Below are 20,330 nucleotides of genomic sequence, written 5' to 3'. Positions count from 1 at the left end.
ATTAAAAGTTTATTTCATGCTTCGCCGCCATGATTTCGTTGTATTCTTCTTTCGAACCTACAATGATATCATCGTACTTACGCATTCCTGTTCCTGCTGGAATTTTATGTCCAACAATTACATTTTCTTTTAATCCTTCTAATGAATCTACTTTACCGCTTACCGCTGCTTCGTTCAGTACTTTTGTAGTTTCTTGGAACGATGCCGCAGAGATAAATGATTTCGTTTGTAACGACGCTCTTGTAATACCTTGTAAGATTGGTGTTGCCGTTGCTGGCACTACGTCTCTTGCAGATACTAAGTTTTTATCAGCCCTTCTCAATACAGAGTTTTCATCTCTCAATTCTCTTGGAGAAACGATTTGTCCTGCTTTAAAGTTTTCTGATTCACCTGCGTCTTCTACTACTTTTTGACCGTAAAGATTGTCGTTTTCTCTAATGAAATCTGACTTGTGAATGAGTTGGTTTTCTAAGAAGATGGTATCTCCTGGATCTCCAATTCGTACTTTACGCATCATTTGACGCACAATCACCTCAAAGTGTTTGTCATTAATTTTCACACCTTGCAAACGATATACTTCTTGTACTTCATTAACTAAATACTGCTGTACCGCAGAAGGCCCTTTGATATTTAAGATGTCGTTTGGCGTAATAGAACCATCCGATAACGGCATTCCTGCACGTACATAATCATTTTCCTGTACTAGGATTTGGTTGGAAAGTTTTACTAAATACTTTCTGATGTCACCAAATTTAGACTCTACAATGATCTCGCGGTTACCTCTTTTAATTTTACCAAAAGAAACTACACCATCAATCTCAGACACTACTGCTGGATTTGAAGGGTTACGCGCTTCAAACAATTCTGTTACACGTGGTAAACCTCCTGTAATATCTCCAGATTTTGCAGATTTACGCGGTATTTTTACTAAAATTTTACCAACTTTTATCTTTTCATTATCGTCTACCATTAAGTGAGAACCTACTGGTAAGTTGTATGAACGTTGAATTTCACCTTTACTATTTAAAATGTGAAGTGTTGGAATTAATTTTTTATTTCTTGATTCAGAAATTACTTTTTCTTGGAATCCTGTTTGCTCATCAATCTCTACTTGGAAGGTAACACCTTGCTCCACGTTTTCGTACTGGATTTTACCAGCAAACTCAGAGATAATTACACCATTATATGGATCCCACTGACAAATAGCTTGATCTTTTTGGATTGTATCTCCGTTTTTCACAAAAATGGTAGATCCGTAAGGAATGTTATTTGTACTTAAAGTAATTCCTGTTTTCTTATCAATTACTTTAATTTCAGAGGTACGAGAAATGACAATGTCACCTATTTTTCCATCTGCTACTTCACCTTGAACTGTTTTCAATTCTTCGATTTCCGCAACACCTGCAAATTTAGCTTTCAATTGGTTTTCTTCAGAAATGTTACTCGCAGTTCCTCCCATGTGGAATGTACGAAGCGTTAACTGCGTACCAGGTTCACCAATAGATTGTGCAGCAACAACGCCAACAGCTTCTCCAATTTGAACCATTTTGTTGGTAGAAAGGTTACGTCCGTAACATTTAGCACAGATTCCTTTTGGTGCTTCACACGTAAGTGGCGAACGCACTTCTACAGATTCTACTGGAGAATCTTCGATAGCTTCTGCAATTTCTTCTGAAATTTCTTGTCCAGCTTCTACTAGTATTTCTTCCGTTAATGGATTGTATACATCTTGTAGCGAAACTCTACCTAAGATACGTTCTTTTAACTTCTCAACTACTTCTTCACTTTTCTTTAATGCTTTTACTTCTACGCCTCGTAATGTTTCACAATCGTGAATGTTCACAATTACATCTTGCGAAACGTCTACTAAACGACGTGTTAAGTATCCTGCATCGGCTGTTTTTAATGCCGTATCCGCTAAACCTTTACGCGCACCGTGTGTAGAGATAAAGTATTCTAAGATTGATAATCCTTCTTTAAAGTTAGAAAGAATTGGATTTTCAATAATTTCTCCACCACCTGCGGTTGATTTTTTAGGCTTCGCCATCAATCCACGCATTCCTGTTAACTGACGAATTTGCTCTTTCGAACCACGCGCACCAGAATCAAGCATCATATACACAGAGTTAAATCCTTGTTGATCTTCACTAATGTGTTTCATTGACAACTCTGTCAAGTTTGCATTGGTCGTTGTCCATTTGTCAATTACCTGATTGTAACGCTCGTTGTTGGTAATTAATCCCATGTTATAGTTCATGGTAATGGTATCTACCTCTTTGTTAGCGATGTCAATTAATTCTTGCTTTTCTTTTGGAATGATGATATCTCCTAAGCTGAATGACAATCCACCTCTAAAGGCAAACCCGTATCCAAGTCCTTTGATTTCATCTAAGAAATTAGACGTTGTTGGAATGTCTGTCAACCTCAAAACTTTACCAATAATAGTACGCAACGATTTTTTCGTCAATACTTCATTGATATATCCTGCTTGTGGCGGTACTTTTTCGTTGAAAAGTACACGTCCCACAGTTGTTTCAATTATTTGCGGAACTAATTCTCCTTCATCATTAAAGTCAATCGCTCTAATTTTCATAGAAGCATTCAACTCAATTTTTTTCTCGTTATATGCCATTACTACTTCTTCCGCAGAGTAGAACGTTAACCCTTCTCCTTTGATTTTACGCTCAGGAGTAGATTTACGCAACTTCGTCATATAGTATAAACCTAATACCATATCTTGAGAAGGTACCGTAATTGGCGAACCATTTGCAGGATTCAGAATGTTTTGAGAAGCCAACATTAATAATTGTGCTTCTAAGATTGCTTCTGGCCCTAATGGTAAATGCACCGCCATTTGGTCACCATCAAAATCGGCGTTAAAGGCTGTACACGCTAATGGGTGTAACTGAATCGCTTTTCCTTCAATAAGTTTTGGCTGGAAAGCCTGAATTCCTAATCGGTGAAGCGTTGGCGCACGGTTTAGTAATACTGGATGTCCTTTAATAACGTTATCCAAAATATCCCAAACAACAGGCTCTTTTTTGTCTATAATTTTCTTTGCAGATTTTACAGTTTTTACAATACCTCTTTCAATTAATTTACGAATTACAAAAGGCTTGTACAATTCTGCTGCCATGTTTTTAGGCAATCCACATTCGTATAATTTTAATTCTGGACCAACCACAATTACCGAACGTGCTGAATAATCGACACGCTTACCAAGTAAGTTTTGACGGAAACGTCCTTGCTTCCCTTTTAAGGAATCCGATAATGATTTTAATGGTCTGTTAGAATCTGTTTTTACTGCTGATGATTTACGCGTGTTATCGAACAATGAATCTACCGATTCTTGAAGCATACGCTTCTCGTTACGTAAGATTACTTCTGGAGCTTTGATCTCCATCAACCTTTTTAAACGATTATTACGGATAATTACTCTACGGTATAAATCATTTAAGTCAGACGTTGCGAAACGACCACCATCTAATGGTACTAACGGACGTAATTCTGGTGGAATTACAGGCACAACTTTCATGATCATCCATTCTGGACGGTTTTCACGATTTTTGTTCGCGTCACGTAAAGATTCAACCACTTGCAAACGCTTTAACGCTTCCGTTTTACGTTGCTTCGAAGTTTCGTTATTTGCTTTGTGTCTTAGGTCGAATGATAACTGGTCTAAATCAATTCTTGATAACAATTCAATTAAACATTCAGCACCCATCTTAGCGATAAACTTGTTAGGGTCTGTATCGTCTAAGTATAAGTTTTCTTGCGGAAGTGACTCAAGAATATTTAAGTATTCTTCTTCCGTTAAGAAATCCATTTTTTGAACTGGTTCTCCAGCTTCATTTTTAGCATCACCTGGCTGAATTACTACGTAACGTTCGTAGTATATGATCATGTCTAATTTCTTAGAAGGTAATCCTAAAAGGTATCCTATTTTGTTTGGTAAAGAACGGAAATACCAAATATGTGCTACAGGCACCACCAAGTTGATGTGACCAACTCTGTCTCTTCGTACTTTCTTTTCTGTTACTTCAACACCACATCTATCACAAACGATTCCTTTGTAACGAATTCTCTTGTATTTACCACAAGCACATTCGTAATCCTTTACAGGACCAAAGATACGCTCACAGAAAAGTCCGTCACGCTCTGGTTTGTGTGTACGATAGTTAATTGTTTCGGGCTTTAACACTTCTCCTTTAGAAGCTGCTAAAATAGACTCCGGAGAGGCTAACCCTATTGAGATTTTATTAAATCTCTTTACAGTATTCTTATCTTTATTTCTTGCCATATTAATGGGTGATAATGAATTATGTGTACTAGTAGCCGCACCACTGAAAGTGACACGGCGTTTTTATTTTATTCTTCTAATCTGATGTCTAATCCAAGACCTTTCAATTCATGCATTAATACATTGAATGATTCTGGTAATCCTGGTTCTGGCATTGATTCACCTTTTACGATTGCTTCGTATGTTTTAGCTCTACCAATTACGTCATCTGATTTCACAGTCAATATTTCTCTAAGTGTACTAGATGCACCGTATGCTTCTAGTGCCCAAACTTCCATTTCTCCAAAACGCTGACCTCCAAATTGTGCTTTACCACCTAATGGTTGCTGCGTAATTAATGAGTATGGTCCAATAGAACGTGCGTGCATTTTGTCATCTACCATGTGACCTAGTTTCAGCATGTAAATAATCCCTACTGTTGCAGGTTGATCAAAGCGCTCTCCTGTTCCACCGTCGTATAAGTAGGTATGTCCAAATCTTGGAATTCCTGCTTCGTCAGTGATTTCGTTGATCTGATCTAAAGAGGCACCATCAAAGATTGGTGTTGCATATTTACGATCTAGTTTTTCTCCTGCCCATCCTAGTACCGTTTCATAAATCTGACCGATATTCATACGAGAAGGTACACCTAATGGATTTAATACAATATCAACTGGCGTTCCATCTTCTAAGAATGGCATATCTTCTTGACGAACGATACGCGCTACGATACCTTTGTTACCGTGACGTCCTGCCATTTTATCACCTACTTTTAACTTACGCTTTTTCGCGATGTATACTTTTGCAAGTTTTAAGATTCCCGCTGGCAATTCGTCACCAACAGAGATGGTAAATTTATCTCTTCTTAATGCTCCTTGAAGGTCATTAAGTTTGATTTTATAGTTGTGTACTAAATCTGCAACAGCACTATTAGTAGCATCGTCCGTAGTCCAAGTTCCTCCAGTTAAATGCGCGTAATCTTCTACTGCATTCAACATTTTTAAGGTAAACTTTTTCCCTTTTGGCAATACTTCTTCACCCAAATCATTTTGAACTCCTTGCGAAGTTTTTCCATTGACAATCGTGAATAACTTCTCGATTAAGATGCCTCGCAATTCTTCAAATTTAGAAGTGTATTCCAATTCTAAAGATGCGATTTCTTCTTTATCTTTTGCTCTTTTACGTTTGTCTTTGATTGCTCTTGAGAATAATTTCTTATTGATCACAACTCCGTGTAAAGATGGTGATGCTTTTAATGAAGCATCTTTTACATCACCAGCTTTATCTCCAAAGATAGCACGCAATAATTTTTCTTCTGGTGTAGGATCTGATTCTCCTTTTGGTGTAATTTTACCTATTAGGATGTCGCCAGGTTTTACTTCAGCTCCAATTCTGATCATTCCGTGTTCGTCCAAATCTTTGGTAGCTTCTTCCGAAACGTTTGGAATGTCGTTGGTTAATTCTTCAGCTCCTAGTTTTGTATCTCTTACGTCCATTGAATATTCATCAATGTGAATAGACGTAAAGATATCTTCACGTACTACTTTTTCAGAGATTACAATGGCATCTTCAAAGTTATATCCTTTCCAAGGCATGAAGGCAACTTTCATGTTACGTCCAAGTGCCAATTCTCCTTTTTGAGTTGCGTATCCTTCACAAAGTACTTGTCCTTTTTTCACTCGGTCGCCTCTTCTTACAATTGGCTTTAAGTTGATGGACGTACTTTGATTCGTTTTACGGAATTTGATAAGGTTGTATGTTTTTGAGTCGCCATCAAAACTTACCAATCTTTCATCATCTGTACGATCATATTTGATGGTAATTTTATTTGCGTCTACATATTCTACCAATCCGTCGCCTTCTGCATTTACCAATACTCTTGAATCAGACGCTACTTGACGTTCTAATCCTGTTCCTACAATTGGAGATTGTGGACGTAATAATGGTACTGCCTGACGCATCATGTTTGATCCCATCAATGCACGGTTGGCATCATCATGCTCCAAGAATGGAATTAACGATGCAGAGATGGAAGCAATTTGATTTGGCGCAACATCCGTATAGTCAACTTCTGATGGAGTTACTACTGGGAAATCACCTTCTTCACGAGCGATTATTTTATCAACACTGATTGTTCCATCTTCAGTTGTCGGAATGTTTGCTTGAGAAATTTTCATTCCTTCTTCTTCTTCCGCACTTAAATATGAGAACTTATTGATATCTACTTTACCATTTTCAACTTTACGATATGGAGTTTCTAAGAATCCCATAGAGTTTACTTTCGCAAATACTCCAAGAGAAGATATCAATCCAATGTTTGGTCCTTCTGGTGTTTCAATAGGACATAAACGTCCGTAGTGTGTATAGTGAACGTCACGTACCTCAAACCCTGCTCTTTCTCGAGAAAGTCCTCCAGGTCCTAAAGCCGATAAACGACGCTTGTGTGTAATTTCTGCTAATGGATTTGTTTGATCCATAAACTGCGACAACTGATTCGTTCCGAAGAATGAATTAATTACAGATGATAAGGTTTTTGCATTAATCAGGTCGATTGGTGTAAATACCTCATTATCTCTAACATTCATACGCTCACGAATGGTTCTAGCCATACGTGCTAATCCAACACCGAATTGTTGTGCCAATTGTTCTCCTACGGTACGAACACGTCTGTTAGATAAGTGATCAATATCATCAATTTCCGCTTTTGAGTTGATTAACTCAATTAAGTATTTGATGATCGTGATGATATCTTCTTTTGTTAAGACTTGCTTATCCATGTCGATATTCAATCCTAACTTTTTGTTCATACGATAACGACCTACGCCACCAAGGTTGTAACGTTGATCGGAGAAGAATAATTTGTCAATAATTCCACGTGCAGTTTCCTCATCTGGCGGTTCTGCATTACGAAGTTGTCGATAAATGTGCTCTACAGCTTCTTTTTCAGAGTTTGTAGGGTCTTTTTGTAATGTATTATGGATAATCGCATAATCACCAGCTTGGTTTTCTTCTTTGTGTAAAAGAATCATTTTTACGCCAGCTTCTACGATTTCTTCTATGTGTTCTTTTTCTAAGATGGTATCACGATCAAGCACAATTTCGTTACGCTCGATGGATACTACTTCTCCTGTATCTTCATCTACGAAGTCTTCATGCCATGTGTTTAATACACGAGCTGCTAACTTACGTCCTAATACTTTTTTAAGTCCACTTTTAGAAACTTTTACTTCTTCCGCAAGGTCAAATATTTCAAGAATATCTTTATCACTTTCGAAACCGATTGCTCTAAATAGGGTAGTTACAGGTAATTTTTTCTTTCTATCAATATAGGCGTACATTACGCTATTGATATCAGTTGCAAATTCTATCCAAGAACCTTTAAAAGGTATAACTCTGGCAGAATATAGTTTAGTTCCATTTGCATGGAAAGATTGTCCAAAAAACACTCCTGGAGAACGGTGTAATTGAGAAACTACGACACGTTCGGCTCCATTGATACAGAAAGTTCCACTTGGAGTCATGTAAGGAATGGTACCTAAGTACACATCTTGCACGATGGTTTCGAAGTCTTCATGCTCTGGATCTGTACAGTACAGTTTTAGACGTGCTTTTAACGGCACACTGTATGTTAATCCTCTTTCGATACATTCTTGAATGTTGTATCGTGGTGGGTCAACGAAGTAATCAAGAAATTCTAATACGAATTGATTACGCGTGTCTGTAATTGGAAAGTTTTCTTGGAAGGTATTGTATAATCCTTCTTCGCCACGCTCTTCTGATTTCGTCTCTAGTTGAAAGAAATCTTGGAATGATTTGATTTGAATATCAAGGAAATCTGGATATTCAGGTGTGTGTTTTGCCGAGGCGAAATTTAATCTTTCAGTCTGATTTATGAACATCAATGGACAATATTATGATTAAAATAAAATAAAATAAAACGTATTCACGCTTATATACACAAAAGGGTTTAGGTCTGAGGGACACTTCCCAAAGACCTAAACCAAGTTTCTATAGCTTGGTAAGCTTACTTAAGCTCAACCTCTGCTCCTGCTTCTTCTAAAGCTGCTTTAAGACCTTCAGCCTCATCTTTAGTTACTCCTTCTTTGATTGGAGCTGGTGCAGAATCAACAACACCTTTAGCGTCTTTAAGACCTAAACCTGTTAATTCTTTTACTAATTTAACTACTGCTAATTTAGATCCACCTGCCGCTTTTAAGATTACGTCAAACTCAGTTTGCTCTTCAGCTTCTTCAGCTCCGGCACCAGGACCAGCAGCAACAGCTACAGCTGCAGCAGCAGGCTCAATACCATACTCATCTTTTAATATATCAGCTAATTCATTAACTTCTTTTACTGTTAAGTTAACTAACTGTTCTGCGAATTCTTTTAAATCTGCCATTTTCTATCGTTTTAAAATAATGTGTTTTTGTTAAATATTTGTTTTATTAAGTGCGTACTTTTTAAATTATCTTTCAGATAATGTTTTTAAGATACCAGCTAATTTTCCTCCTCCAGATTGAAGAGCAGAAACAACGTTCTTAGCAGGAGATTGTAATAATCCAACAATTTCTCCAATAAGCTCTTCTCTAGATTTGATATCAACTAAGACATCTAATTGATCGTCTCCAACGTACACCGCAGATTCAATGAAAGCACCTTTTAAAAGTGGCTTTTCAGCTTTCTTTTTCTTTCTGAATTCTTTGATTAATTTCGCAGGAGCGTTTCCAGTTTCTGACAACATTAACGAAGTGTTTCCTTTTAATACTTCAGGAAGTTCTCCGAAATCTTTTTCAGAAGCTTCCATTGCTTTTGCAAGCAATGTGTTCTTGATTACTGCAAGTTTGATATTTCCTTTAAAACATGCTCTTCTTAAATCTGAAGTTGCTTCAGCATTTAACCCAGAGATGTCTGTTAAGTAAATATTTGTATTTTCAGCTAACTGTGCAGTTAATTCGTCTATTACTACTGATTTTTCTTCTTTAGTCATGATAAAATCTTTTTAACTACCTATGCAATTGTTTTTGGATCAACAGCTACACTTGGGCTCATCGTACTAGACATGTAAATACTTTTAATGTATGTACCTTTTGCCGCAGTTGGCTTTAATTTCATTAATGTTTGTAATAATTCAGCTGCATTCCCTTCAATTTTGTCAGCAGAGAATGAAGACTTACCAATTGCTGCATGAACGATTCCAGTTTTATCAACTTTAAAGTCAATTTTACCAGCTTTCACTTCTTTTACAGCTTTCGCAACGTCCATTGTTACTGTACCAGTTTTTGGGTTTGGCATTAATCCTCTTGGTCCTAAGATTCGTCCTAAAGGTCCTAATTTACCCATTACACTTGGCATAGTGATGATTACGTCAACATCTGTCCATCCTCCTTTAATTTTTTGAAGGAATTCATCTAATCCAACATAATCAGCTCCTGCCTCTTGTGCTTCAGCTTCTTTGTCTGGAGTTACTAATGCTAAAACTTTTACGTCTTTACCTGTTCCGTGAGGTAATGTTACTACACCTCTTACCATTTGGTTAGCTTTACGTGGATCAACACCCAATCTAACAGCAAGGTCTACAGACGCATCAAATTTTACATTTGTTATTTCTTTTACTAAGCTTGATGCTTCTGCGACAGAATACAATTTATTCTTGTCAACTTTAGCCAAAGCTTCTTTTTGCTTTTTTGTTACTCGTGCCATTTGTTCTTAGATTTAAAAAGGTTTGTCTCCAGATACTGTTAATCCCATAGATCTTGCAGTCCCTGCAACCATACTCATTGCTGACTCAGCAGTAAACGCATTTAAGTCTACCATTTTGTCTTCTGCAATTGCTCTTACTTGTTCCCAAGTAACGCTTGCTACCTTTTTACGGTTTGGTTCTCCTGATCCTTTTTTAATCTTTGCCGCTTCCAATAGCTGAACTGCTGCTGGCGCTGTTTTCACTACAAAGTCAAAAGACTTGTCTTTGTATACAGAAATAACAACTGGAACTACCTTACCTTGTTTATCTTGTGTTCTTGCATTAAACTGCTTACAGAACTCCATGATATTCACACCGGCAGCACCTAAAGCGGGTCCAACCGGTGGCGACGGATTCGCTGCACCTCCCCTAACTTGTAGCTTAACTACTTTACTTAATTCTTTTGCCATTTTCTTGTTTTAAATTGTGCAGCACTTTTTTGTTTGGAAGCTAAAAAGTACTACTTATATAATATGTAACAATTATACTTTCTCTACTTGCATGTAACTTAGCTCTAGTGGCGTTTTTCTTCCGAAAATTTTCACCATCACTTCTAACTTACGTTTTTCTTCATTGATTTTTTCAACCGATCCGTTGAATCCATTGAAAGGACCATCAATTACTTTTACAGTTTCTCCTAATGTGAATGGAATAGCAATATTATCAGTTTTCACTGCTAATTCGTCTACTTTACCAAGCATTCTATTCACTTCAGATTGTCTTAAAGGAACAGGATCTCCTCCTTTTACTTCTCCTAAAAAGCCAATCACATTGGTTACTGATTTTATTACGTGCGTTACTTCTCCAGCTAAATTTGCTTTCACCATAATATAGCCTGGGAAATATACTCTTTCTTTGTTGATTTTTTTTCCGTTACGAATTTGAATTACTTTCTCCGTTGGAACCAACACTTCTTCTACATAATCTTCCAGACCTAGTCTAGTAATTTCACTTTCTATATATGTCTTTACTTTATTTTCCTGTCCACTGACAGCTCTCACAACATACCATTTCTTTACATTAGAATCCGCCATAATTAGTTTTTTGTGAGTGATTAATTAAATTCCTAATACCATTTTATACACTAAGCTCAACGCTTTAGCAAATAATTCGTCAACCCCCCAAATAGCTAATGAGAAAATTATAGAAAACACAGCCACTACAATGGTAAGGCGTTGTGCTTCTGCCCAAGGCGTCCATGTGACATTTGTTCTTAACTCTTCGAAAGATTCTTTTACGTAATTTACTATACCAGCCATATTGCGATTTTATTAGCACGGGTTGAGAGGCTCGAACTCCCGACACCTGGTTTTGGAGACCAGTGCTCTACCAACTGAGCTAAACCCGTATTCTATAAAAAGGCGTCCCGATAAACGGGACACCTTCAGTTTTATATTAATCTAAATGATTATTCAAGGATTTCAGTTACCTGACCTGCACCAACTGTTCTACCACCTTCACGGATTGCAAAACGTAATCCAACGTTCATTGCAATTGTGCTGATTAAGTCAACAGTGATTGTCAAGTTATCTCCAGGCATTACCATCTCAACACCTTCAGGTAAGTTGATAGTTCCTGTAACGTCTGTTGTACGTACGTAGAACTGTGGACGGTAGTTATTGTGGAAAGGAGTGTGACGACCACCTTCTTCTTTCTTCAATACATATACCTCAGCTTTGAATTTTTTGTGTGGAGTTACAGAACCTGGCTTACAGATTACCATACCTCTTTTGATTTCAGTTTTCTCAATACCTCTTAATAAGATACCAACGTTATCTCCCGCTTCACCTCTATCAAGGATTTTACGGAACATCTCAACTCCTGTAATCGTAGACTTTAATTTCTCAGCTCCCATACCGATGATATCAACTTCATCACCTGTGTTAGCAACTCCAGTTTCGATACGTCCAGTTGCTACTGTACCACGACCTGTAATTGAGAATACATCTTCGATTGGCATTAAGAAGTCTTTTTCAACATCTCTTTTTGGTAATTCAATCCAGGTATCAACAGCATCCATTAATTCCATTACGGTATCAACCCATTGCTTTTCACCATTTAATGCTCCTAAAGCAGATCCTTGGATAACTGGTCCGTTATCACCATCATAGTCGTAGAAAGAAAGTAAATCTCTTACTTCCATATCAACAAGCTCTAACAATTCTTCATCATCTACCATATCACATTTGTTCAAGAATACTACGATTCTTGGAACTCCAACCTGACGTCCTAATAGGATGTGCTCACGAGTTTGTGGCATTGGCCCATCAGTAGCAGCAACTACCAAGATAGCACCATCCATTTGAGCAGCTCCAGTTACCATGTTCTTTACGTAATCGGCGTGACCTGGACAGTCAACGTGTGCATAGTGACGATTTGCAGTTTGGTATTCTACGTGAGAAGTATTAATAGTAATACCTCTTTCTTTTTCTTCAGGAGCATTGTCGATAGTATCGAAATCTCTTGCTTCAGAAAGACCAGCATCAGCTAATACTTTAGTAATAGCAGCTGTTAAAGTAGTTTTACCGTGATCTACGTGTCCAATAGTACCAATATTTAAGTGCGGTTTGGAACGATCAAAAGTTTCCTTTGCCATGATTTAATAATTTTTTAATCTTAGTTATATATTAGTGTTCAATTTATACATTCTATGAGCCAATGACGGGATTTGAACCCGTGACCTCTTCCTTACCAAGGAAACACTCTACCCCTGAGCTACATCGGCAAGAAATATATAGAGCGAGAGACCGGGTTCGAACCGGCGACATTCAGCTTGGAAGGCTGACGCTCTACCAACTGAGCTACTCTCGCTTTCATTTAGTGGGGAGAGCAGGATTCGAACCTGCGAAGACATAGTCAGCAGATTTACAGTCTGCCCTCGTTGGCCGCTTGAGTATCTCCCCAATAAATTATCAATATTTCAAATTTTTCAAGTAATTATAAAGAAGCTTTCCACTTTTTTATTTTTACTTTTTTGAGCCGATGGAGGGACTCGAACCCACGACCTGCTGATTACAAATCAGCTGCTCTAGCCAGCTGAGCTACATCGGCTTTTATTCATAAAAAAAGTCCGCTATTTCTAACGGACTGCAAATGTATAGATTATTTTTTTTAAACAAAACTATTTTTAATTTTTTTTTAAGTATCAATACGCTCGTACTTTTTCTTTTCTTTTTAGTAACGCTCGTTGCAGTATACTTGTTGCTTCATCTATGGCTTCTTCGAAAGTTTTACATTGTTTTTTTACTACTATATCATCTCCAGGAATATTCACTCTTACTTCTGCAATTTTATTTTCTTTTGCACTTGTGTTTTCTACCTTTAAATAGACATCTGCATCTATGATTTTGTCATAGTATGTTTCTAGTTTATCCATTTTTCTTTGAATGAAATCTACTAACTTACGATCTACCGTAAAGTTTACGGACTGCATGTTTACTTTCATACGCGGTACTTTTAAGGTTATTGTTTAGGTTTTAGCTGCATGTTTAATGAATTATCTTTTGTTTCTAGGATGTGCTTTGGCATATACGCTTTTAAGTTCTGCTAAACTGTTATGGGTATATACTTGTGTTGAAGCGAGACTAGCATGTCCAAGTAATTCTTTTACAGCATTTAAGTCGGCACCTTGGTTTAGTAAATGAGTCGCAAAAGTATGCCTAAGAATATGCGGGCTCTTTTTCACTTTTGTAGATGCCATACTAAAATACTCATTTATTAAACGATATACAAGACTCGAATACATTTTATTTCCTTTTGCCGTTAAGAACAGTTCTTCTTTTTGCGTTGCAACTACTTGTTTTCTGTAAGTACTGTATACGATTAATTGTGCTTCTAGTTTTTTTATGAGTGGTACGATACGCTCTTTGTTTCTTTTTCCTAAGATTCTAATTGTTTTGGCTGTGTAATCTATATCAGATTGTTTTAGATTGATGAGTTCTGCTCTTCGCATTCCGGTGGCGTAAAACATTTCTATAATGGTTTTGTTTCGAATGCCTTCATAGTCCTCTGAGAAATTCATGTTTGCTAAGACAGTTTCCATTTCTTTTTCGGAGAATGGCACTTGTACTTTTTTAGCTGTTTTTAGTGCCTTGTGTTTTGCTAACGGAGTGACTTCTATTTGTTTTGTTTTGAGTAGAAATTTGTAATAGGTTTTGAGTGATGATATTTTACGATTGATGGTCACGTTTTGCAAACCACTTTCTACTAAAGATACAATCCAGCTTCGAATTTGAACATAATGTACTTTTTGTATGTTATCATCTTCATAGGCTTCTTTGCAGAATTCTGAAAAAGAACGCAGGTCATTTTCATACGCAGTTACGGTATGCAACGAGTAGTTTTTTTCGAGTTGTAGGTATTCTGTGAACGCTGTGAAGGACATTTTTTATTTATGTGTTGATTTGTTGATTTGGATTTACTTTTACATTTTAGGGAATACCTAATTCCTAGACAATTTACTAAAGTTGTGGGTGAGATGAAAGTTTTGCGCACAAAAAAAGGCTTCCGAAGTGGAAACCTTTTTGTTTTGTGATGTGTGAGCCTCTTAAATTTCTTCTTGATCTCTAAGGTGCTGGATGTATTGTGCTTTTTGAACTTGTGCACGGCGAGCTACTGATGGCTTTGTGAAATGCTTTCTTGCTCTTAGTTGACGCATTCCTCCTGTACGATCAAATTTTCTTTTGAAACGTTTCAGCGCTCTGTCTATATTTTCTCCTTCTTTAACTGGTATTATTAACATAGTCCTTAACCTCCTCTCTTTTAGATTTTGTGGGTGCAAATATACTTACTATTTTTTAATTTCAAATAGTTTCTTGGTTTATTTTGCATTAGCGATTACTCATTGATTCTAATTTTCTTAAATCGGAAATCGTGAATATTATATTTGAGGCGGCATCCTTTTTTGGTAAAAAAAGATATAGCCGAAAGCGCGGCCGCTTTTTCAGCGGAATGCCATTATTCTAATTTGATAATGTGTCAATTTGATAATGTGTCAATGGATTGGAACTAATATTTTATTATTTAGGAGCCCAAACACTGTAACTTTTTGGTGGCGCTTGGATTTTTACCCAACGTCCGCCTTGTGTTATTGGTTCCCAACCAGAATGTCCTGTGTAGTCTTTGATGCGAGTGTTGGACCAATTGGTTTCTACCCAACGCTCTTGCCAACTGTTAGAATTGTTGATATAAACCACTAAGCCAGCATTGTTGAATCCATTTCTTTTGGCAACATATTCATCATTGTCTGTGTATAAAATATTTGTACTTCCGCCTGCTAGATTGTTGTGAATCCAAATAAGATTGTTTAGTTTGTTTTTGTCTAACCAATCTTCGTAATCGCGATAGAAGATGGTTGGATAGCCTTCATGCGTTAGAATGTATGCATACGCCAATATTTTGTTATTGATGATTTCATCCGTATCATGATTTGCCACAAATGTAACTGCTTTTGATGCGTTACGTTTCCACAACATGTCGTCGTTGAGTCGGTTTAGGTTGTTTCCTTGAAAGGCATCACGTATTCGGTAGTAACACGCAAAATCGAATGCACTTACATCTGCTTGATTTGCCCACCATTCTAAGGTAGCAGCATTACCGTCCCAATATTCTCCCACAGAGAAACCGCTTGCCGCATTTTTAAAGTCTTTTACAACCCAAGCTCCGAATCCTTTTACGTAATCGAAACGCCAGCCATCAAATCCAACTACGTTTTTGTAGTATTGCGCCACTGAGTTTGGAGTTCTCCACAGCCAATCTTGCACGTATCCTTTGACATGTGATAAATCGGCAAAGCCACCAAATACACCTTCATCATTTGCCTGAACATTGTTTGGATGAAAGTCATTGTAGCTTCTGTAAAATTTTCCAGATAGTGGTTGATAGTCGGTATACGTGTTGGATCCTTTGTAGGGATTGTACTCCGTATCTCCTCCACTGTTGTGATTTAATACGATATCTGCAATGACACTTAGGCGATTGTTGTGTGCGGAGTTAATCAGACTTTGCAGTTCGGATGTGGAACCGAAACGTGTTTCGACACTTCCCATTTGGTTGTATTCTCCGAAATCGAAGTAGTCAAATGGATCGTATCCCATAGAGAAAGGTCCGTTTTGTGCTTTGGACGCTGGCGGAAGCCAAATAGCATCGATTCCGGCATTGCTCCAATCGGCAACTTTTCCTTTGACAACATTCCACCACGTTCCGCCTGCGGGAACATCCCAATAGAATGCTTGCATCATCACTCCAGAACCAATAGGTTTTAGGTTGGATCTGTTTTTTGCCGTGTTTGTTTGTTTTGTAGTTTCTTTGCTTTGCTCATTTTCGAGCGCAATTTCATCTTTGGAACAGCTTATGATAAATAAACTCGCCAAAAAGAAATACAGTATTTGTTTTGTTTTCATGGTGTTTTGGTTAAAAGATTATTGTTCTTTTTTAAAGTATATATTTATTTTAGGCTAGAATAATTGGCAAGTCAGCGAAAACGTTTTCGTGTTGATAAGTTTATCACTTCTACGGTTTTACCGTAAGAGTTGTGCGTGACTTCTATGCATAAAAAAAAGACCACTTTTTAGGAAGTGATCTTTTTATGTACGATGGTAGCTTTTTGATTTGCGATTTTACAAATTCTTACATCATATATGTTTTTATGTTCTATTCTTTGTTTCGAAGTACTTCTCTATACAACGAATCTCAGATTCATTACTTGAAGTAACGCTTTGAAAAAATCTCAATACTCACTTCTCATTACTTACATCTTACTTACGTTGCAGGCTTGTAATCTTTCACGTCGATAATCATTTTGGCGATGAAAATTGGAATTTTCGCCAAAACTGATGCAGTATATTTACGTTGCAGGTTTATAGTCTTTTCCGTCGATAATCATTTTGGCGATGATCTCACGAAGGATTTCAGAAGTTCCGCCTCCAATTGGTCCTAAGCGACTGTCGCGCAGTAAGCGTGCCATCGGATATTCTTCTATGTAACCGTATCCTCCTAACATTTGTAAACATTGGTAAATGACATTGTCTGCCACTTTCGTAGATTGCAATTTGGACATTGTTGCTTCTTTGACAACATATTCTTTATTGTTGAGTCTGTACGCAATGGCATAGTTGAAGGTTTTACAAATTTCTACTTCTGTAGCTAAGTCTGCCATCGTGTGACGTAAGGCTTGAAATTTGTCGATCGTTCTTCCAAAAGCTTCTCGTTCTGACATGTATTGCAACGCGTATTCGATAGCAAATTCCGATCTTGCATGCGCATTGATTCCCATGATGAGTCTTTCTAAGGCAAAATGCTGCATGATGTATGGGAATCCCATGTTTTCTTCTCCCATTAGGTTTTCAATAGGTACTTCAACATTGTCAAACGCAATTTCACCTGTATCAGAAGCTTTCCAACCTAATTTGTCTAGTTTCGTTGCTGAAATTCCTAGCATGTCTCTGTCTAATACAAAAATACTGATTCCCTTGTTTCCCAGTTCAGGGGTCGTTTTTGCAGCTACTACTAAGTAATCACTATACACACCATTGGTAATAAACGTTTTTGAGCCATTGATAATGTATGAATCTCCTTTTTTCACTGCTGTGGTGCGCATTCCTGCAACGTCCGATCCGCCGAAAGGTTCCGTAATACATAAACAACCAATTTTTTCACCTGTAATACTTGGCGTTAAATATCGTTGTTTGATTTCGTGACTTCCTTCTTTGTTAATGTGCGTCATGGCAAGATATACGTGTGCCCAAATCGCTGCGGCAAATCCGCCTGAGTTGACACGCTGTAGTTCTTCTAAAAGTATTACTGTATAGAAAAGGTCTAAATCCATTCCCCCATATTCTTCTGGATATGCCAATCCGAAAAAGCCCATTTCACCAAACTTTTCCCAAATAAAACGATCTATGGTTCCTGTTTTTTCCCACTTTTCAATGTGTGGAACAACTTCTTTCTTTAAAAAATCTCTCAAACTTTCTCTAAAAAGATGATGTTCTTCATTGAAGTATATACTTTCCATATATGGCAATTTTTAGTTTTTTTATTGTATTTGCAAATATACTTCAATTATCTCTATTTTATCGGTTGGAAAGTTTCGAATTTTTGTCAATTCCTCAAAATTTTTAAATTCTTCTCGAAGTGTACGCTGATTTAAAATTTCGTCGGCGAGTTCATAATTTATGTATGGAACTTTTTGCAATTCGGTTAATGTACAGGTATTCAGATTGATTTTTGTAATGATTGGTTTTTCCAAATAGAAACGTTTCCAAAGTTTTTCAATGACTTCTGGTTTGAGTCCATATACATCATTCAATTGTGCTTCTGTCACAAATCCGTTGAGTTTTGTTCTGTATTTTACAATTCGTGCAGAAAGTTTTTCGCCAATTCCGTATATTTTTCTCAATTCATCTACGGTTGCTTTGTTGATGTCTATTTTTACGATCGTAATTTTTCCTATGTAAAAACGTTTCCAAATGTTCTGAATCACTTCTGGCTTCAAGCCATATACATCGCCTAGTTCAGATGCTGTTGTAAAGCCGCCGAGTTTTGTTCGGTAGTTTACTATTCGTGCGGAAAGTTTTTCGCCAATTCCGTATACTTTTCTCAGTTCTGCTACAGTTGCTGTGTTTAGATTTATTTTTTTGAGAATGATTTCTTCTTTGCTCGCATACTTTTTCTTTTGGTAAGATTGTTTTCGCTGCTTGTTTTTTACCCATTCGGGAAATTTGAAATACGGTTTGATATCGTTTAGTAGCGAATCCGAAACTTTTGTGACCGTTTGAAACTCCGCTGCGGAATTGACATATTTGTTTTTCGCTCTGAATGTGTGCAATCTGTCAATTTCTTCTGTGGACATTCCTAACGTGAATCCTTTGTAATCGGTAATGAAGTTTGGATTGAACGGATAGCGTTTCGGTTTTGCGTTGAGCGCAATGAATTTTAAGGAATCAATTTGTTGCTGATAGTGGGCAACTGCTGCATTGGAAAATGAATCTGTGTCTGTCTGTGTGGGATTTGTGTAAAAATAGATTCCTTGCACGGTAAAGATGAGGAATATACTACACAAAATCCCACTCCGTTCTGCTTTGAGAAATGTGAAGTGAGATTTGATGTGGTTCATGTTTTCGACGTTTTAAATGATCGTTACATGAATATTTTGGGTGGTTATTATGCTACAAACACTCTTTCGAGTTATTTTTTCAATTTGTCTTGTGTAGTACTGACAAACATGTTACAAGATGCTAAAAATAATTTGTTTCATCAAATTTTGAGCGAACATATTTTTTTAAAAGTATGAAGTATGAAGCATTTTAGAGATCAAATTTTTCTTTGAGCAAAGCAATCTGTTCTGGGCGACCTAACACAATTATTTTGGATTCTTTTAATAATTTTAAATCTGCCCCAGGATTGATGATATATTCTCCATCTGGTGTTTTGTACCCAATGACTGTGCAGCCTGTTTTTCGGCGTAAATCTAATTCTTTGAGCGTAATTTCTTGACCAGCATTGGTAACATCCTCTGTATGAATTTCTTCCACATTAGTTGTGTTATCACCACCAATAGAAAGATTGTCAATAAATTCTACCAAATCAGGAACTACGACAAGCGAAGCCATGTGTTCACCACCAATTTTATCGGGCATGATGACATTGTCAGCGCCTGCCAGTTTTAGTTTTTTATACGATGAATCAAACGAAGCCCTGCTGATAATCAACAATTTACTATTGATTTGTCGTGCCGAAAGTACGACAAACAAGTTGTCAGCATCGCTTGGAAGTGCTGTAATGAGGCATTTAGCATTGTTGATCCCTGCTTTTTCTAACACTTCATCTTCACTAGCATTTCCTTGTACAAAGTATAGTTCTGAATTTTCATATCGTTCAATAACAGCTCTATCCTTTTCAATAATCACAAACTCTTCATCGTGCGTGCGTAATTTTTCAGCAGCTTCTTTTCCATTGCGTCCAAATCCACAAATAATGATATGATTTTCCATGCGTCTGATTTTTTTTAAGGTCTTTCGTTGTATGATGTGTCTGAGTGTGCTTCTACTTAAAATATATTCTGTAATTACTGTAATAGCATACGCAAAAACAAAAACACTGATAATGATTAAAAATATAGTGAATAGTTTCCCCTGATCGTCTAATTGAATTGCTTCTTTAAATCCTACAGTAGTTACCGTGATGACCGTCATGTAAATGGCATCAATAAAGTTACTGCCAGAGATGATCATAAATCCTGACACTCCAATTAAGAACACTAAAACTAAAAGTGTTAGGGCAATGTAAAATTTCGATCGAAAAAATCTAAACATA

The 20,330-nt window shown here is 37.0% G+C and carries 16 protein-coding genes and 5 tRNA genes; all 21 read right to left on the bottom strand.

The genetic code is table 11. The features are described 5' to 3' along the window. Position 1: 1 nt before the first annotated feature. Positions 2–4,300 (bottom strand): DNA-directed RNA polymerase subunit beta', encoded by a 4,299-nt coding sequence (gene rpoC / locus KORDIASMS9_RS11500; RefSeq protein WP_114902980.1) that lies wholly within the window; start codon positions 4,298–4,300, stop codon positions 2–4. A 68-nt stretch (positions 4,301–4,368) separates the two neighbouring features. After that, a complete protein-coding gene (rpoB, locus tag KORDIASMS9_RS11495; RefSeq protein ID WP_114902979.1) occupies positions 4,369–8,178 on the bottom strand; it encodes a DNA-directed RNA polymerase subunit beta in 3,810 nt (1,269 codons plus the stop codon). Positions 8,179–8,303: 125 nt separating this feature from the next. Further along, positions 8,304–8,678: a 50S ribosomal protein L7/L12 gene (rplL, locus tag KORDIASMS9_RS11490; protein ID WP_114902978.1), complete on the bottom strand. Its 375-nt coding sequence runs from the start codon at positions 8,676–8,678 to the stop codon at positions 8,304–8,306. A 66-nt stretch (positions 8,679–8,744) separates the two neighbouring features. Beyond that, positions 8,745–9,266, bottom strand: a complete 522-nt coding sequence (gene rplJ / locus KORDIASMS9_RS11485; RefSeq protein ID WP_114902977.1) for a 50S ribosomal protein L10 — start codon at positions 9,264–9,266, stop codon at positions 8,745–8,747. A 20-nt stretch (positions 9,267–9,286) separates the two neighbouring features. After that, positions 9,287–9,979 (bottom strand): 50S ribosomal protein L1, encoded by a 693-nt coding sequence (gene rplA, locus KORDIASMS9_RS11480; protein WP_114902976.1) that lies wholly within the window; start codon positions 9,977–9,979, stop codon positions 9,287–9,289. Positions 9,980–9,991: 12 nt separating this feature from the next. Beyond that, a complete protein-coding gene (gene rplK, locus KORDIASMS9_RS11475; protein WP_114902975.1) occupies positions 9,992–10,429 on the bottom strand; it encodes a 50S ribosomal protein L11 in 438 nt (145 codons plus the stop codon). Between the two features lie 72 nt (positions 10,430–10,501). Then, the gene (nusG, locus tag KORDIASMS9_RS11470) at positions 10,502–11,053 is read right to left on the bottom strand and encodes a transcription termination/antitermination protein NusG (protein WP_114902974.1); all 552 of its coding nucleotides are present in this window, start codon (positions 11,051–11,053) and stop codon (positions 10,502–10,504) included. Positions 11,054–11,077: 24 nt separating this feature from the next. Further along, positions 11,078–11,278, bottom strand: a complete 201-nt coding sequence (gene secE / locus KORDIASMS9_RS11465; protein ID WP_114902973.1) for a preprotein translocase subunit SecE — start codon at positions 11,276–11,278, stop codon at positions 11,078–11,080. A gap of 16 nt (positions 11,279–11,294) precedes the next feature. Beyond that, positions 11,295–11,367 (bottom strand) — tRNA-Trp (locus tag KORDIASMS9_RS11460). A 60-nt stretch (positions 11,368–11,427) separates the two neighbouring features. Continuing rightward, complete coding sequence (gene tuf / locus KORDIASMS9_RS11455; RefSeq protein WP_114902972.1) at positions 11,428–12,615, bottom strand: elongation factor Tu; 1,188 nt, start codon at positions 12,613–12,615, stop codon at positions 11,428–11,430. Positions 12,616–12,672: 57 nt separating this feature from the next. Next, a tRNA-Thr gene (locus KORDIASMS9_RS11450) sits at positions 12,673–12,744 on the bottom strand. Between the two features lie 13 nt (positions 12,745–12,757). Then, a tRNA-Gly gene (locus KORDIASMS9_RS11445) sits at positions 12,758–12,830 on the bottom strand. 10 nt (positions 12,831–12,840) lie between these two features. After that, a tRNA-Tyr gene (locus KORDIASMS9_RS11440) sits at positions 12,841–12,922 on the bottom strand. Between the two features lie 74 nt (positions 12,923–12,996). Beyond that, positions 12,997–13,070, bottom strand: a tRNA-Thr gene (locus tag KORDIASMS9_RS11435). Positions 13,071–13,164: 94 nt separating this feature from the next. Continuing rightward, positions 13,165–13,464, bottom strand: a complete 300-nt coding sequence (gene hpf, locus KORDIASMS9_RS11430) for a ribosome hibernation-promoting factor, HPF/YfiA family (RefSeq protein WP_114902971.1) — start codon at positions 13,462–13,464, stop codon at positions 13,165–13,167. A gap of 51 nt (positions 13,465–13,515) precedes the next feature. Beyond that, entirely contained in the window at positions 13,516–14,403 is an 888-nt protein-coding gene (locus KORDIASMS9_RS11425; protein ID WP_114902970.1) for a tyrosine-type recombinase/integrase, read from the bottom strand. 162 nt (positions 14,404–14,565) lie between these two features. Beyond that, positions 14,566–14,760: a 30S ribosomal protein S21 gene (gene rpsU, locus KORDIASMS9_RS11420; RefSeq protein WP_114902969.1), complete on the bottom strand. Its 195-nt coding sequence runs from the start codon at positions 14,758–14,760 to the stop codon at positions 14,566–14,568. A gap of 277 nt (positions 14,761–15,037) precedes the next feature. Further along, on the bottom strand, positions 15,038–16,420 hold the full coding sequence (locus KORDIASMS9_RS11415) for an alpha-amylase (RefSeq protein WP_114902968.1): 1,383 nt from the start codon (positions 16,418–16,420) through the stop codon (positions 15,038–15,040). A 443-nt stretch (positions 16,421–16,863) separates the two neighbouring features. Further along, positions 16,864–18,030 (bottom strand): acyl-CoA dehydrogenase family protein, encoded by a 1,167-nt coding sequence (locus KORDIASMS9_RS11410; protein WP_114902967.1) that lies wholly within the window; start codon positions 18,028–18,030, stop codon positions 16,864–16,866. Between the two features lie 21 nt (positions 18,031–18,051). Next, positions 18,052–19,131 (bottom strand): helix-hairpin-helix domain-containing protein, encoded by a 1,080-nt coding sequence (locus KORDIASMS9_RS11405; RefSeq protein WP_114902966.1) that lies wholly within the window; start codon positions 19,129–19,131, stop codon positions 18,052–18,054. Positions 19,132–19,321: 190 nt separating this feature from the next. Then, positions 19,322–20,329 (bottom strand): TrkA family potassium uptake protein, encoded by a 1,008-nt coding sequence (locus KORDIASMS9_RS11400; protein ID WP_114902965.1) that lies wholly within the window; start codon positions 20,327–20,329, stop codon positions 19,322–19,324. Between the last annotated feature and the right edge of the window lies 1 nt (position 20,330).

The sequence above is a fragment of the Kordia sp. SMS9 genome, assembly GCF_003352465.1.
In the GTDB taxonomy this organism is placed as follows: domain Bacteria; phylum Bacteroidota; class Bacteroidia; order Flavobacteriales; family Flavobacteriaceae; genus Kordia.
This window is presented reverse-complemented; position numbering and strand designations above follow the sequence as displayed.